Source organism: Mesorhizobium sp. B2-3-2 (assembly GCF_006442295.1).
In the GTDB taxonomy this organism is placed as follows: domain Bacteria; phylum Pseudomonadota; class Alphaproteobacteria; order Rhizobiales; family Rhizobiaceae; genus Mesorhizobium.
The window spans coordinates 1-15391 of the sequence record NZ_VFWA01000015.1; the positions used below are offsets into that span (position 1 = coordinate 1).

At 60.2% G+C, this 15391-nt stretch carries 10 protein-coding genes; 3 read left to right on the plus strand and 7 right to left on the minus strand.

All coding sequences use genetic code 11. The features are described 5' to 3' along the window. Positions 1-1408 (minus strand): caspase family protein (locus FJ964_RS25015; protein WP_140552874.1); only part of this gene is annotated, 1408 nt, incomplete at its 3' end. Positions 1409-1790: 382 nt separating this feature from the next. On the opposite strand from FJ964_RS25015, the gene FJ964_RS25020 reads away from it, so the two are divergent. Further along, on the plus strand, positions 1791-2894 hold the full coding sequence (locus FJ964_RS25020) for an OmpA family protein (RefSeq protein ID WP_140552875.1): 1104 nt from the start codon (positions 1791-1793) through the stop codon (positions 2892-2894). A 19-nt stretch (positions 2895-2913) separates the two neighbouring features. After that, complete coding sequence (locus FJ964_RS25025; RefSeq protein ID WP_140552876.1) at positions 2914-4152, plus strand: caspase domain-containing protein; 1239 nt, start codon at positions 2914-2916, stop codon at positions 4150-4152. 46 nt (positions 4153-4198) lie between these two features. Here the strand turns inward: FJ964_RS25025 and FJ964_RS25030 are convergent, their stop codons facing one another. Next, positions 4199-4777 carry a hypothetical protein gene (locus FJ964_RS25030; protein ID WP_140552977.1) on the minus strand — a complete coding sequence of 193 codons (579 nt, stop codon included), beginning with the start codon at positions 4775-4777 and terminating at the stop codon, positions 4199-4201. Between the two features lie 204 nt (positions 4778-4981). On the opposite strand from FJ964_RS25030, the gene FJ964_RS25035 reads away from it, so the two are divergent. Further along, positions 4982-5518 carry an OmpA family protein gene (locus FJ964_RS25035; protein ID WP_140552877.1) on the plus strand — a complete coding sequence of 179 codons (537 nt, stop codon included), beginning with the start codon at positions 4982-4984 and terminating at the stop codon, positions 5516-5518. 72 nt (positions 5519-5590) lie between these two features. Here the strand turns inward: FJ964_RS25035 and FJ964_RS25040 are convergent, their stop codons facing one another. The 5 genes from FJ964_RS25040 to tssM form a co-directional block, all read right to left on the minus strand. Then, entirely contained in the window at positions 5591-7921 is a 2331-nt protein-coding gene (locus FJ964_RS25040) for a M23 family metallopeptidase (RefSeq protein WP_140552878.1), read from the minus strand. Beyond that, complete coding sequence (locus tag FJ964_RS25045; RefSeq protein ID WP_224628628.1) at positions 7918-8424, minus strand: DUF1036 domain-containing protein; 507 nt, start codon at positions 8422-8424, stop codon at positions 7918-7920. The genes FJ964_RS25040 and FJ964_RS25045 overlap by 4 nt, the downstream gene beginning before the upstream one ends. Before the next feature lie 11 nt (positions 8425-8435). Further along, positions 8436-10880, minus strand: coding sequence for a serine/threonine-protein kinase (locus tag FJ964_RS25050; protein ID WP_140552879.1), 2445 nt, complete (start codon positions 10878-10880; stop codon positions 8436-8438). After that, on the minus strand, positions 10880-11659 hold the full coding sequence (locus FJ964_RS25055; protein ID WP_140552880.1) for a protein phosphatase 2C domain-containing protein: 780 nt from the start codon (positions 11657-11659) through the stop codon (positions 10880-10882). The genes FJ964_RS25050 and FJ964_RS25055 overlap by 1 nt, the downstream gene beginning before the upstream one ends. A 156-nt stretch (positions 11660-11815) precedes the next feature. Beyond that, positions 11816-15373, minus strand: coding sequence for a type VI secretion system membrane subunit TssM (tssM, locus tag FJ964_RS25060; RefSeq protein WP_140552881.1), 3558 nt, complete (start codon positions 15371-15373; stop codon positions 11816-11818). Between the last annotated feature and the right edge of the window lie 18 nt (positions 15374-15391).

The window sequence follows — 15391 nt, forward strand, 5'->3', positions numbered from 1 at the left end:
GGGGCGCGGGGCGTCTCGGGGCGGTCTGCGAGCGTTTCGCAGTCTTGCCCCCGGGACTGGGACGCGCGGTGACGGCGTCCGAGGCTACTTTAGCCGGCTTGGGCTTCACGATGACCGGCTGCTTGCAAATCCTGCCCGAGCGCAGAAAGAGATCGCCGAGCAGTCCGACGCTCGGCTCTGCCGTCGTTACGACCTGCTTGGTATTTCTGTAGTAGTCGGTGAGAGCACGGACTGAGCCCTTGCCCCAATCCCCATCGACCTGCATCCGGTAGCAACCCAGGCGACGAAGTTCCGTCTGAATATTGCGCGCCAGATCGCCCGTCTTGTCCTTGTCCGGCTCGCCCGCGGATGCCCCCACGATAAGGGTTTCGAGACCAGAGACGACACTTCGGCGGGCGTCTTCAACTCTTTCGGTTGGAGACAGATTGGCGACCTGAGTGCCAACCGGCTCCGGCAAGACGGCTGACGGTGCCGAAATCTCGACCGAGCGCAACGTCTGTCCAACGATAAGCACGGCGGTTTGCAGGTCATTGGAGGCAAGTTCGACCTGCAATCTCTTCTTTGCTGTGGGGTCTGCCAGGATACGTGAAAGGCTTGCGCTCAACTGTGCTGGATCGAGTACCTGTTGCTCCGTGAAGTAGAACTGCTCGCGCAGGTTCGATTGATCCCACGGCACTTGACGGCCGACCGTCAGCGCTTCGGTCTCGTTGCGCACGCGGATCATCATGTCCGAAATGCTGAGCCCGGGGATCTCGAGATTCTTCAGCAGAGCAACGGTGAACGGGCTGTTTTCGCCGCCGCCATCGGCCGTGACATTGCCGGGCTGAGTGGCAAAGGCAACGAACGTGTTTTCGCCGACTTCAACTTGCGCCAGACCATTGCCGGACCCGGCGCCGAGCGGATTGTTGCGGCACGCGTCCAGGAATATGAACGTCTGGCGGTCGCGGCGCCCGAATCTTGCGATCACATCATTCAGCTTGATGGCGGCGGCGGTCAGTTTTTCCAGGCTTTCAGGATCGGGCGTATCGACCGGGAGCAGGTAGTTTTCGCCGTTTAACTGCACGCCGTGACCGGCGTAGAAAATCAAAACTGCGCTGACCGTCGGCAGCCTTGCATCGGCTTCTCGAAGGAGCTTGGAAAATCCTTCGCTCGAAAGATCGGTGCCCGTCAGGACTTCGAAATTTAGCCGCTTCAAGCTCTCTGATAGCCTTGTGGCGTCGTTCACAGCATTGGGCAGATGCTCAAGTCGGCTGCTTTGATAGTTCGAATTGCCGATGACGATCGCCAACCGGTTGGGCGGCTGCGGCGAGGGGGTCTGCTCAACCGCGGCGCGAGCGCCAGCCGAGCCAAGAAGCAGGAAAAGCAGAAACAGTGGGACACGAAACTGAAGTCTGTTGCAGTGGGTCATGTCAGCATGCTCGCTCCAGCCTGCCTCAATCTTGGTCCAGCAACCTTCCAACCGCACCACAACGCAGGCCACAATCGGGCCTGAGCGCCTGCCCCCATGCCGGCGAAGGTCACCAATTTATACCAAGAAACCTGTCAAGGATAGGGAAAAGGGATCTGTATGCGCTCGGTGATTGGAGTGAGGAGGACAACATGCCTCTTGCGCTGCCCCGATAGGGAGCAGCCAACAAAGCGGATTAGGCGATCACTGTGACCGGGCCACAGACTGGCCAAGCATATCAATCGGGATACTCGCCAACCGAGAGCAAGTGTTCTATTGTGTCTGTGGACGCCGCATGATCGGACGTCGCTACGCCAGTCGGGTTCGGCGGGCAGGGGGTTCCATGTTCGAAATCCTCGGATTTTGGTCGAAAGCACGGCCAAGCTGGCGCGCCACAAAGGCGCTCGGTTTGACCATTGTGCTGTCCGCGGCCATTTTGTCCGGACTGGGAACCGCGAACGCGCAGACAAACTGGACGCTCGATCCGACTGCTTCGGTCCTCACCTATCAGTCGGTCAAGAAGAACACGATCGTCGAAACCAACAAGATCAGGAATATTTCGGGCAGCCTTACTTCGGACGGAGACGCCAAGGTCACCTTCGACCTCAACTCAGTCGATACGGGGGTCGACCTGCGCAACGTCCGGATGCGGTTCCTTTTCTTTGAGACCTTCAGGTTTCCAACCGCCGAACTGACAGCGAAAGTGGATCCGGCGGCATTTGCCGACCTCCCCACCAAGCGACGTATGAAGGCAGTTCTCCCATTCCGTCTCAACATGCATGGGGTCGACAAGGATCTTGAGGCCAATGTCGTGGTGACCATGGTCAGCGACAACATGGTCTCGGTCGCCTCGGAGGCCCCTGTCGCGGTGCATGTGGAGGACTTTGGTCTATTGCCCAATGTCGACAAGCTCCAACAGGCGGCCAATGTGACCAATATTGTTCCTACCGCGTCGGTGTCGTTCGACTTTGTTTTCACCGCTGACGGCAGCAAGCCAGCCCTCGCCCAGACCGTTGCGGCAAACACTGAGGTCGGGCCTGTGGCGACCGACGCGGCGAAGACCAACTTCAGCGATGAGGAATGCCTCAACAGGTTTGCGGTGCTGTCCCGCACCGGGGCGATCTATTTTCGCCCCGCGAGCGCGCGGCTCGATACCCAAAGCCGGCCGCTCCTTGCGGAGGTCGTCGGTGTCGTCAGCAAATGCCCAGGCCTAAAGGTCGAAGTTTCCGGACATACCGATGCCGATGGACCGGTTGCAGAGAACAAGCGTTTGTCGGAGCGCAGGGCCCAGGCAGTGGCCGACGCCATTGTTGGGGCGGGCATTCCGCGCACGCAGATTACGGCGACAGGCTACGGCGAGGAGCGCCCAGTCGCAGCCAACGACACGCCGAAGAACAAGGCGCTCAATCGGCGCATCGAGTTTTCCGCCACCAAGCTCGTCAACTGAGGAAGGATTTGTTGTCCCGGTGGGTTTCGATCTAATCGCCCGTCGCAGTGGCCTTGTTCGCGCAATCGGGCTCGCGGCGGTTGCGCTGCTTTTCACCTTGACGGCAGCCAATGCCGAACGCCGTACAGCGCTGGTGCTTGGCAACTCCCAGTATCAGCATGCCCCGGCACTCACCAATCCGGTGCGCGACGCAAAAGCCATGGCCGAAAGCCTGAAAGATCTTGGTTTTGAGGTCGTTTCCGGCTTCGATCTGACCAAGTTGCAGACCCAGACGACAATAGCGCAGTTCGCAAAGCAAGTGCGCGGGGCAGACATCGCGCTTTTCTTCTATGCGGGCCATGGCTTGCAGGTCTCAGGCAGCAATTACCTTCTTCCGGTCGATGCCGCGCTGGAGGACGAGACCTCGCTCGACTTCGAGGCGGTGCCTGTGGATTTTATTTTGCGGCAGATGTCGCGTGAGACCAGCATAAGGCTGATTTTTCTCGATGCCTGTCGTGACAATCCCCTTGCCGAGGTGTTGGCAAAAACCGCCGGCGTCAAGGGAGCAAAAAGCGGCCTTGCAGAAATCCCGATTGAGAATGGTGGCGCCGGCACGCTTGTCGCATTCGCCACCAGCCCAAATCAGGTCGCCTATGACGGATCGAGCGAACATTCGCCGTTCACCTCGGCGCTGCTTGCGCATATGGGCGAAACGAATGTGTCCATCAGCGAGGCAATGAACCGTGTTACCGCCGATGTCTTCAGGACAACCGGCGGCAAACAGCGCCCTTGGAGCAATGTCTCGCTGACCACTGAGGTTGTCCTGCACAAGGTCGATCTCAACGCGCCGCTGATTGTGGGCGAGGCGAGTGCCCCGGAAGGCGGCTCGGATATGCGCAACGCCACGGCCAATCCGGCGGGCTCCGCTGACGAGAGCGAACTTGCACTCAATATTCTCCGTCAGAAAATCCCAAAGCTTGCCTCTGACGACCCCATCTTTTTCGACCGTCCGATCAATTTCGGTGATCCCGAAATCGATGGGAAAAGTATTGCGGAACTCATAAAGGGCGAGCCACGCTTTAGTCCGGTGGAGGGCCTCGACAATTCGGTATGGAAAGGCAAGCATTGCAGCGGCTGCCACGATTGGAACGAGACGCGGCTGTGTGATCAGGCGAAGAATTTCGCCACCAACGACGTCTCCGTTCTGCGCTTGCAGCATCCGCTTGGGACACGTTTCAAGGTGGCGCTCGCCAAGTGGGCTCAAGGTGGCTGCAAGTAGGCGGGGCGGGATGGCATCCGGCCAAATTTCTGTCTTGGCGAATGCTCTAATAAGCGTCCGCTGATTGGTGCAGTGCCTCGATCTCGGCCATCTGGATGCCCATTTCGACGAACGCCGACAGCACGGAAAAACGGTCGGCGAGCGCGACACGTGCGAGGCCGGTGAGAATTCCGGCACTGATCGCATGGGCAAGAGGAAATGGTTGCAGGGCCGATACCGACGTCGCGTCCATTTCAGCACCGTCTTCATGCGATCCCGCAGCCAAGGCAATCCAGCCGACGGGGGTTGTTGGCGGCCTCGCCGCCGCCGCTATGAGATCTGCTCGATGGCGGGGGCTGTCCGGTTCGCCCACCCAGTCCCGAACAAGGGCGAGCAACTCGTGATCGGCCTGATCGAACCGGTCGCTTAGGTGGCTGAGGCATTCGTGGGCCCACCAGACCGCAGCCCGCTCGGGAAGCAGGTAGGCGCAAAATGTAATCGCTTCCTCGGGAATACCCCCGGCGAGGAGGTCACGGCAAAACGCGAGCGAGGGCTGTTCGGTTGGTGGAGTCCGCATCTCCTTGCCAATCGCGGGACACGCCGTGAAAAGGTCCCGTGCCGTTTTGAATCGGAGCCCATTGACCATGAACGCCACGCTTTCATCCAGGAGCTTTGGCCACTCAAGCCTCCGGCGCGGCGCGGGTCAAGTCTCAAGCCGTGCCGCGTTAAAAAACAGTCGAGCCGATTTCGCCTCCGACGTTGGCGACAGACAATCGCGCTGGAATTTGGTATGCTGCCGGTCAATTAAAATCGGATGCTCGAAATCGGATACTCAAACAGGAGGAGCGCTATGCTGTGGAAACGTTCAGTCTTTGTGTTGGCGGTCGTGTGTTTCTCGACCCATGCCAGCGCCGACCCGGCTCGGAAATCAGAAGACATCGTGAAGTTTTTTGCCGGTGCAGCTAACCTTGGCAAGTCTCGAGGAATTTGTGTTGGCTCCGAAGAGGAGTGCAAAAGCAAGAGGACGCCAGATGCGCAAGAAGGAGGCAAATCCAACCTCGACATGCTGATCAATTTCGGGTTGGACTCCGCCGAGCTCGACGCGACTGCTCGAGCTGAGCTCCAAGAGTTCGCCAAGGCGTTGAAGGACAACCGGCTGAGCACTTTCAGCTTCGTGGTCGAAGGCTACACCGACGCCACCGGCACGGTGCACTACAACCAAGGCTTGTCACAACGAAGAGCGAAATCGGTAGCGGCCTTCCTGACGGCCAGCGGTATTGAGCCCGCGCGCATCAATGCCGTGGGCATGGGCGAAAACAACCCGCGCAACGCCAACCCGTACGATCCTGCGAACCGCCGCGTGGAAATGCGGATAAAGACACAATAGCCGTTCCAAACTGCGCGGCGGCCGTAGGCGACAACAGTCTCGGTGTGAGAGACTTAGGCCGCGACGGGATGCTCAGAGCGTAGCCTGGATCGAGCCTATGAGGCCCGAAATGGCGTGCTTGTACTTTTCGAACTCCGGCGATGTCTGACGGATTTCGGTGGTGGTGGTTTGCGAGCTGACGTTGGTGGCCAGACGGCTCAGCTTCTGGCCCATTTTTCTTTCGGCCCAGTCCACCACATAACTGGCTGTCTTGCCGGTGAGAAAGGGGTTGGCCTGGATGACGGCCGATCCCAGCACAGCGCTCAGTTGCGCCGATCCTGCTGCCGACAGCACCTGATGTGCGCCTTCCATTCCAAGGAAATGACAAAGATAGAGTCGGCCCGCCGTGATCTGGTGACCGCGCTGGCGAAGGTAGGCCTCGCCTTCGCGCGCCAGATTGCGCACCATCTCTCGCGAGATCGTGGCGTCGTAGCGCAGAGCGAGCAGGTCGGCGGTCGAAAGGGAACGGGCAAGCTCCGGGCGGTAGGTATTCATCATCCTGATCCACGTCTTCGTTATGAACTGGCCAGCGCCGGTTGCAGAAGAATTAGGATTCTTGGCGCGAGCACTGCCGCCACTCTCGACATGAACGATGCGCTCGGTGAGCGTTTCGACGGCGGAGTCGTCTGAGGCGACAGCGGTAACCGTGCCCAAGGGGTCGATTGCCTCGCCATTTTGATAAAGTTCGAAATGCAAATGAGGTCCGGTCGAAAGCCCGGTGGTGCCGATATAGCCGATGATGTCGCCGGCCTTCACCTTGGTGCCGGCGCCGCCTTCGATTGCAAATTTCTGCATATGGGCATAACGCGTCTCACGGCCGTTTTCGTGCGAAATCTTGACCAGATTGCCATAGCTTCCCCCATCGCCCTGGAAGGTGATCTCGCCATCGAAGGCGGCTGCGATCGGTGTGCCCACGGGCGCCGCCCAGTCGACGCCCTTGTGGATGCGCACGGTCCCAAGGATGGGGTGCTTGCGTGGCCCGAAGGTGGAGGTCATGACACCATTGACCGGGCTGACCATGCCATTGGTGACCGTCAGCGAGCGAACCTGATCATCACCCGTCACGCACGCAAACTGGCCGTCGCTTTGCTGGAAGACGAAACAGTCGAGGCTATTTTCGCTCCCCTGGACGCCCACATAAAGCACCCGCCCCGCCTCCTCGTTCTTGTCGCGTGGCGTCTGCGAATAGATCAGCACCAGACGCTGATCCTCACTTGCAAAGGCGTCCAGATCCTGTCCTCGCGACAGATACATGATCGCCTCGCCGATCACACTGGTCGGAACACTGTTGCGGGCTGCTGTCGAATAGATGGCGTCGAGCAGACGGTACTGTCGTTTGTGGGTGCCTTCTTCCTGTGCGCCCGAATAGTTGAACAGATCTTCGCGGACCCAAGGATCAACCCCCGAGACGAATGCGCCTGCGGCGTCACGCGTGAGCGTGCCGACAAACACGTTCTTGGCGTAGATCGAAACCTGCATCAGGGACATTGTTGTCGTCTCGCGCGTCGGCCTGAACCCGCGCATGGCAACGACGTAGCCCGCTTCCAGACCGTCCCGGTTGAAGACTGCCTTGAGGGCCTCTCCTGCCAGCTTGGCATCGTCTGCGGAGAAATGCGCGTCCAAGGCTACGCTATCCAGAGTGCGATCGTTGAGGACCTTCACGAACGTGTCTTCAGTCGCCTCGAACCGCTGATACTCGTTCGTGACGGTCGCCACGCTCGTATTGTTTTCGATCTGGGTCTTCTGGAATGTCGGTAGGGCTGCATCGCCTGCATCGATCGTCTCACCCCAGCCCGCTTCGGGATCGTCGGCATCCGCCTTTTGATTGGAACTGGCCTCAAGATTGCTCGTGGCAGGCGACGGCTGAAGATCGTTCTGCAGATCGCTGGATGGCGCGTCAGGCGTGTTCCGTTGTGCCTGGAAGAATGCGAAATCCTCCTGCGTCGACGGTATTGTCGTCATGAATTTTTCGCTGGCGCTCAGCATGACGTCGGACAGGACTTCGATCTGGGGCGAAACGCCGGCCTGTTCGAGTTCTGCGGGGCGCGGGAGCACTCTGCCCTTCGTTGCGGCCCCGGCATCTGGCGCAAGGGTTATCCACATCGGGTCCCCCGCCAGGTCGATAATGGCGGGCACGTAGATGGATGCGTCGGCCGGCACATCGTCCGCTCCCTCGACGGCGTGCAACTCCTCGTCTTCGTCGCCGAATGACCAATAGTCGGCTGTAAGGTAGAAACCGGCGGCAACGGAAAGCAGCAAAGCCAGGACCATACCCGCCGTGAGCCTGCGCCATAGCGTGCGCCGGCGAAGGGCGGCGCGCGCCTGCTTCTTCTGCCTGAAGCTCGTGTCGAGATGGTGCGTCACGGATTGCTTCCGGTCAGGAAGAACGTCCACCGTACTTGTTCGAGCGTATCGACTTCGAGAAATTGCGCGGCGATGTGGCCGCGCTGCCAGCATTCGTCAATGCCACGGATCGAGAAACGTCGCCGATCGATGCACATTTCGGTCGATCCTGTGAGGATGGCGTGACCAAACACGTCCGTTGCATAGATGTAGACGTAGCGGTTGGTCAGCTCCTCGCGGATGACGTTCACGCATTGATTTGCTCCAATGGTCCACCAGCCGTCGGTCTGGTCCGCATCATCGACTTTCTGGCCGACGGCGAGATTGACGACATCGAGTGTCTGATTGCAGACCGTGAACTCGGCTCGCGCTTGGCTGGACGACAGCACGGCCAGCAGTGCGGCGCCCAAGATGACTGCCAGCCTGATGCGCCGGGTCAGGGCAGATAAGGCCCGCACCGGATCATCCTGCTTTCCAGGCAGGGCGGCAGACAAGTGGGACAAACACGAGCAGCGGCGTTCCATCGGCGCCCATGCTATCCGCCGAGCCGAAAATATTTGGCAGTGGCTGAGAACTGAGATCCGTCGGTTTCGATTTCCTCGAGGATTTTCGGCAACAGCTCCGAAGCCGGCGTCGGATTGGAGAACGAAGCCGCCTGAATGTCCTGAGGGCCAGTGATGACGAGTATTATCTGCGGCACGGATTTTCCAGCAGCCTTGTCGGAGGCGCCGAGACCAATCGGGATCCTGAAGGTCGCCTTGTCCGATTCTGCGACGACGCGGTCGTCGAGATTGAAAACCATGCCTTTGTGATCGATCAGCAGGACGCTGGAAATGAGCCCGCCACGCGTCACCAATGTGCCGCTGATTGGCGTGCCGTTCGGCACAGATGTCCGGTCAAGAACAAGCTTCGGCTGGGCGCTCCCAGTCTGCCCAAGAAAGCGCAGAAAATTGGTTACCTCGCATTGGCTTGGCTCAATGAGACGGACGCTGATGTCCGGTTCGACATGGAATTTTGCCTGGAAGTCGGCGAGCATGCGCTCGAATGGCTGGACCGCCGTGCCAAATCCTTCGATCGCGGCGGCTTTGTCGCTAGCAGACGTCACGGCAGCATAAAAACAGTCACCGCCGCCGAAGTGGCGAACCCAGGCAGTTCGTTGCGCGATATCGTCGACGCTGGCGGGCATCGCTGGTTTGGGGACGTTCAACGCCACGACGGGTTGGTCCGGCTGTTTGATTTTCGGCAACCCAGAATTTTGGCTGTCGGCGTTGGCGATGACCGGTGGGGCGGCATTGGATTTGGGTTTCGGTGTTGGGGGTGCCGCCAGCGGATTCGTCCGTAGCTCGGGCGTTTTGGCCTCGACAATCTCTGGCTGAGGCGGCGGTGGTGTTTGGACTGCTTCGGCTGGTGGCAGGGTTGGGGCGGTCGCCTCTGACGGCGACACCGGCGTTTGCCTATCGGGGGCCATCGCATCGGATCGGATCGGCGGCGATGCCTTTTCGGGCGGCTGCGCGTCCGTCGCGGGTGGCTTTGGCGGGACCTCGGTCCGCAAGGGGACGTCGACGGGCTTGGCCGCCGGCGGCTTTTGCGCTGCCACAGCATCAGGCAGGTCCTCAGCCGGTCGTGTGGAGGCCTGCGTTTTCGGCTGCGCGGACGGAACAGCCTTTGGCGGCGTCGGGGTGTTACCGACAGTGTGCGTCGGAGCGGGCTTCGGCGTTTCGGGCGCGGGCCTTGCTGGCTCAGCAGCGGAAAGCGACGTCGTGCCCACGGTCGGCGTCGCGGGCGACATGATGCCGTTCAGATAGAGGCCGCCTCCAGAGGCGACAGCCAGCGTCGCCAAGGCGGCGAGCGTAATGGTTCGGGTCTTTGTGGATCGGCTAGGCACATCAGCCGTCCCCGCCCCCGAGGCGAGGACGGCCGGACCTCGCGGCCCAGACAAAAGCGGGGGCCGCATATGCTCGACAAAGCGCTGCCCGCCTGAACCCGTCGCGGGCACATTGTCATGTCGCTCGACTTTCGGCGGCCGGGCCTCATTCTTGCTTTCCGGAGCAGAGCCTTGCCCTGTGCGCTTCAGCCCCGGCTGTTCGCGGAGCGTGACGGAAGGCGGCCGCATTGTCGCCTCGTCGTCGTCACGGGTCATTCTGGCGACTTCCGCCATGCTGACCGGCCGGTCCCGCGGATCCGGTTGCAGCATGGCTTCGACTATGCCGCGAAAATCGTCGTCGATATCGGAAAGATCGGGCACAGTCCGGCGCTTTTCGATGACTTCGAACTGCGAGCCGCTCATATCGATCGGCTTGCCGCGCAAAGCGGCGACCAGCACCAGCCCCAGGCTGTAGATGTCGGACTGCTCACTGACGTCGCCGCCGTAGAGCCCGAGTTGCTCGGGTGAAACGTAGTTGTACTTTCCCGCGAACTTTCCGCCGATCAGGGTCTCTCCGCCCACGGTCGCCGAGCGTGCGATACCGAAATCGATGATCTTTGCACGGTCAACCCGGTCTCCCGGCAGGATGATGTTATCTGGCGAGAGGTCGCGGTGTATTGCTCCGGCCTGGTGCACAGCGCTTAGACCGGACGCGAGGCGGTGGCAGAGCTTGCGTACCTCTGCCGTCGGCATCGCCCCACGCCGCATGATGTCGAACAGCGATGCGCCGTCGACGAATTCCATGGCGAGGTAGGGCCGACCGATGCCCGGATCGATCGTGAAGACGTGATAGCGGACGACCGCATCATGCGAGAGGTGATTGAGGATAGTGGCTTCTTTGCGAAACAAGGACAAGATCGTTTGGTCGCGGGCGAACTCTGGCAAAACGATCTTGATGGCGACATGGTCGCCGGTCTGGATGTTGTGGCCCCGGTAGACCTCGCCCATGCCGCCGAATGCGATCCGCTCGTCAAGTTCATAGATGCCGCTGAGTTGCGTCCCCACGACGGTGTTGGCTGCGCCGGGCGATATCCGCGTCTTGTCGTCCTCGCTCATCAGCGTCGCCCCTCCGCTTTGGACAGATCCGGACGAGGCGATTGTCTAACGTGCCCGCCGCCGATCTTCACAAGCACGACGGTCACATTGTCAGTCCCGCCACGCGCCAGAACCATTTCCAGCAGGTTTTCGCAGGCCGCCTGAGCTGTTGCGGACACGGTCGCTGCCTTGATTTCGGCATCGGTGACATGCGCCGTCAGGCCATCCGTGCTCAACACAAAAACGTCACCCGGCAGGATTTCGCCTTGCTGGAAATCGATGACAACCTCGTCGTTGACGCCGACCGCCTGGGTAATGACATTGCGGCGCGGCCAGGTGAGCGCTTCGGCTTCGGTGAGCATGCCTGTGTCGAGGAGCTCCTGCACTTCGGTATGATCTTTCGAGATCTGCGAGATCTCGGCGTCGCGGATCAGATAGACGCGGCTGTCACCAGCCCAGAGGCAGGCAAACCGCCCGTCCATGACCAGTAGTGCAGCAAATGTGGAGCCGATTGTTATGCCGCGCGATTCGGATATGCCGCGGATCTCGGCATTGGCCCTGCTCAGCCTGTCCTCGAAGCGCGCCCGAAGATCAGGTGCGGAGCTTGCAATCCCGATCGTTGCAAGGTGGTCGACGATACTGGCTGAAGCGACCTCTCCGGCGTCGTGCCCACCCATTCCGTCGGCAACCGCCCACAGGCCAGTTTGGGGCTCGACCAGGTAGTTGTCTTCGTTGAGCTCCCGCACGCAGCCTCTGTGGCTGACGCCGAAGCTTTCAATGGGAAGGGCGACATTGTTCAATTTGCCACCAAACGCTTCTTCAGCGTCCTCCGCGGCGCACCTTCGGGCGCGCGCTCACGCCACTTTGCCATAGGCTCAGCCATTAAAGTATCGAAAACTAAAATATGTTTGCGTCTGGTTTTGCGCTTCGGCGGCTTGCTATCCAACCTCCCCGTCTCAAAACGCCTTGGGACAGGTGAACCCGGAAAGGGCAGGGAGCAAGAAGGGGTTGGTGCCCGAACCTGCCTGGATCGTATAGGTGACGTCGCGGCCGCCGATCACGAAGCGGGCCTGCTGGCTTCCGTCATTGCCGGTGATGGCAGCCTTGTCCAGAAGCCGCTTCAGGGCCCACGGCCCTTCGAACTGGATGGCTGAATCGCGGCCTGGCATTTCCGGCGTCAGGTTTAGACTGGCGGATCCCGAAGCTGTCCCGATCGGCCAGGCCACCGTGCCTGGTCCGTTGCCCGTTTGGTTGCTCTGGATAGTCTGACCGTCGACATCGAGTATCGCCGTGTCGGCATCGCCATGCAGGGAGTAGGGTGTGAAGGTGATGCTGACGGAGGGCACTGAACCGCCCGATGGAAAAAAGGCATTGCGGATTTCCGCGGCGAGCTGGAAATCCTTCAAGGTCGATTTCGACAGGTCACGTCCAAAGCGCGCATCCTGTTTCCAACTCCAGTCCTGGCCGGTCATGTCTATCAGCGACGCAAGATATTGTGCGAAGAACCGGTCCATCAGCCCGCCCGGGGCGAACAGTTTCGCGAAATCCTCCACCGCGATATCCTGCGTGCCGTTGCCGTCGAAGGGGTAACGACCGTTGATCACTGCCTCACAGGGTACTGTGACCGCCTGGTCAAGTACCTGGTTCAAGTTTGCCACCGAGGTTTCGGCGACGTTGCTTTCAAACTCATCTGCCGTCGCGTTGACCATCCGGCCGAGCTGCTTGGGCAGACGCGAGACATTGGCGCGAAGGGTGGCTACTTGCAGCTGCAAATTGCTATTGACGCGCTCCATCTGCGAAGGCACGTCGGCCGCCAGTCGCAGGCTTTGATAGATATCGCTGAAGTTCTGGGTCAGTGCATCGATTGGGCGGTGTCCGGCAGGGCCGTTTACCAAGGTCTGGAAGGATCTGAACCGCGCTTCAATGTTCGCGCCCGGACTCAGGTTTTGTGCGTCAGCGGACCTTGTGCCGGCGCGACCTTGCGATTTGCCTTTGGCGATGTGTATGCCGATGCGGGCCAGGCCCTTGGCTAAATCAACGGCGCTCCGTTGCTGGTTTGGAGCCGTGCCTGCTTCGGCCTCGGCGCCCGGACTGTCACCTGGATCATGCGTCAGAGCCGTTTCATTGGCGATCGCCGCAAACAGCTGCTTTATTGGCGAGGTAGGGGAAGCAGCGGCTGAAAGGGCTATGTAGTGCGGCTTGTCTGCCAGCATCGTCCTGAATTTCAACTGGTCGAGAACGCTGTTCCACGCTGCGGCGAACTCCTTCCCGTAGCGATCGAGAAGTTCGGGCCCGAGCTCGAGCAATTGCTGATCGATGTCGCCCTGTTCGCCGCCGCCACCGAGGACCCATTGTTCGTCGACAAGCATCTGCGCAAGGCGCGACAGCTGGGCAAGGTAGAACTTGTTGAAGCCGGCATAGGTGTAGATCCCGGGAACGCGAAGGCCCGACACATCACTGCCGTCGGTACGCTCGAACAGCAGCTGCGCTTCCGGGCCACCTTTGAAGGAAACGGAAAAGTCATCCAGCGCGGCCGCGTATGCTGCCGACCGGATCAAAGCGGTCGCCCGATCGGCAAGGCTCATGCGACCGAGAGAGCGTTGGGCGGCTTCAACAAGCGGCTGGTTCAGTTCGAAAATGGGATCATAGGCGTCGTCCAATGCAAGCATTGCGCGCAGATGCTTTTCGAGGTGGCCGCGTCCTTCTCGGTTGTTTTCGCCTGGGTATCGGTTCTGTTCCCAATCCTGCTTCATCCAGGAAACGATCAGCGCGTCATCGACCTTCGGTGCCTGGCCGCCAAGCATCAAGTAGATTTTCAAAGGTTCGTAGAGTGCGACGGGATCGCCCATCTTGGCTTGGATCGTACGCTCCGCCTGAATGAGCAGGCGCGAGCGGAACATGCGTTCCAGCGCTTGCCGATAAGCCGTTTCGGATGCCGAAAGAAGTCTCTCCCGCTGACTGAGGCCGAATGTCTCTCTGACCGGTGTCGGCAAGCCGCCGGAATCGAACCCGGCCGGCAGGTCGCGCAATTGGTCGAGCGGGCCGATGACGTTTTCCAGGTCGACATCGGTCACCGTCGTCGCTTTGAGCAGCGTATCAGCTGTTTCGCGATATTGGGCCACGGCCTGAGCCGTGGAGGCGATGAGCGAGCGGTTGCCCGCGAAGCTCACGGCCAGCGCCCCCAATATGGCGGTTGCGGTCAAAGCAATTGCGGCAAGCCCGCAATATCTGACGATCGCCGCCCGCCGGTCAGCTGATCTGTCGGATGAAACCCAACCGGATTCGGCAAAAATCACGTCCGTCAGCAGATCGTGCAGAAAGAAGCTTTTGCCGGTTCCGGAGAGATGAGGTCGGGAGTTGCTGCCGAAATCGCGACCAATGGCGCCCAGCACCTGATCGATCGGCGTTCCTTCTTGCGTGCCTGACGAAAAATAGAACCCGCGCAGGCTGACATTGACCTGGGTGCGCACCGGGTCGAACAGACCGGCTACAAACTTCCCAATTCGGACCTTGAGGGCGCCGAACTGTGCCGGGAAGCCAAAGATGGCGATGCGCGTGACCGGATCGGTTTCTTCCTGGAGGCGGTCAGTCATCTCCTCCGCCAGTCGATTTGCCAGCGCATCGAATTCGGCGGGGGCCTGGCCGGACATGTTCCTGTCGCGCTCTGCGGTCTGGAATGTGGCTCCCCATACTTTGCGTCTGCGCGGCTCATCGAAGCCGCCGAAATAATCCATGAACCCCGAAACAAGATCAGCCTTGGTGAAAAGCAGATACACTGGAAACTGGATTTTCAGCGTCTCGTAGATTTCTCGCAGGCGGCTGCGTATCTCGGTGATGTGCGCGTCCAATTGCTGATCGTCGAGGCTGATGAGATCGGCCAGGCTGATGGCCAGGATGACACCGTTTATCGGTTGCCTGGCGCGGTATCTCTTGAGCAGCGACAAGAAGGCGAGCCAGCTCTTGTTGTCGCGTTCAGCGTTGGAATCTTGCGTCGTGTAGCGCCCGGCCGTGTCGATCAGCACGGACTGGTCGGTGAACCACCAGTCGCAGGAGCGAGTGCCTCCAACGCCAGCCACCGGCTGAGCATCCCCCGAACCGGCAAGCGGAAAATTCAGACCCGAATTGACCAGTGCCGTCGTCTTGCCCGCCCCGGGCGGGCCTATGACGACGTACCAGGGGATCTCATAGAGGAAGTTGCGCTTGCCGCTAGATCGCTTGAGGGCAGCCACGGCCTCATCCATGCGCGCTTGAAGCACCCGCGAATCGTCGCTGAGGTCGTCATTATGTGCAACGGCAGTCTCGAGCTTTTTTTGCGCCCTTCTCGCTTGCCAAAAACGCAGCCCATAAAAAACAACGAGTATTGAGGCGATCACACCGATGATGGTCGCGCGCAGCCAGGCAGGTCCCAGAGGACGGACATCGGCGAAGCGGATCAACGGTCCCGCAAACCACACAGCCGCGGCGAAACCGGCCAACGCCATCATGCTGAATATCCGCAGCAGCCACAGCCTCATCGGCGTTGCCAACAGAGG

What these genes read in the sequence shown, in the direction of transcription:
- FJ964_RS25020 (WP_140552875.1), top strand. Translation starts at nt 1,791, where the DNA reads ATGTTCGAAATCCTCGGATTTTGGTCGAAAGCACGGCCAAGCTGGCGC.
- FJ964_RS25030 (WP_140552977.1), bottom strand. Translation starts at nt 4,777, where the DNA reads ATGGTCAATGGGCTCCGATTCAAAACGGCACGGGACCTTTTCACGGCG.
- FJ964_RS25035 (WP_140552877.1), top strand. Translation starts at nt 4,982, where the DNA reads ATGCTGTGGAAACGTTCAGTCTTTGTGTTGGCGGTCGTGTGTTTCTCG.
- FJ964_RS25045 (WP_224628628.1), bottom strand. Translation starts at nt 8,424, where the DNA reads ATGGAACGCCGCTGCTCGTGTTTGTCCCACTTGTCTGCCGCCCTGCCT.
- FJ964_RS25050 (WP_140552879.1), bottom strand. Translation starts at nt 10,880, where the DNA reads ATGAGCGAGGACGACAAGACGCGGATATCGCCCGGCGCAGCCAACACC.
- tssM (WP_140552881.1), bottom strand. Translation starts at nt 15,373, where the DNA reads ATGAGGCTGTGGCTGCTGCGGATATTCAGCATGATGGCGTTGGCCGGT.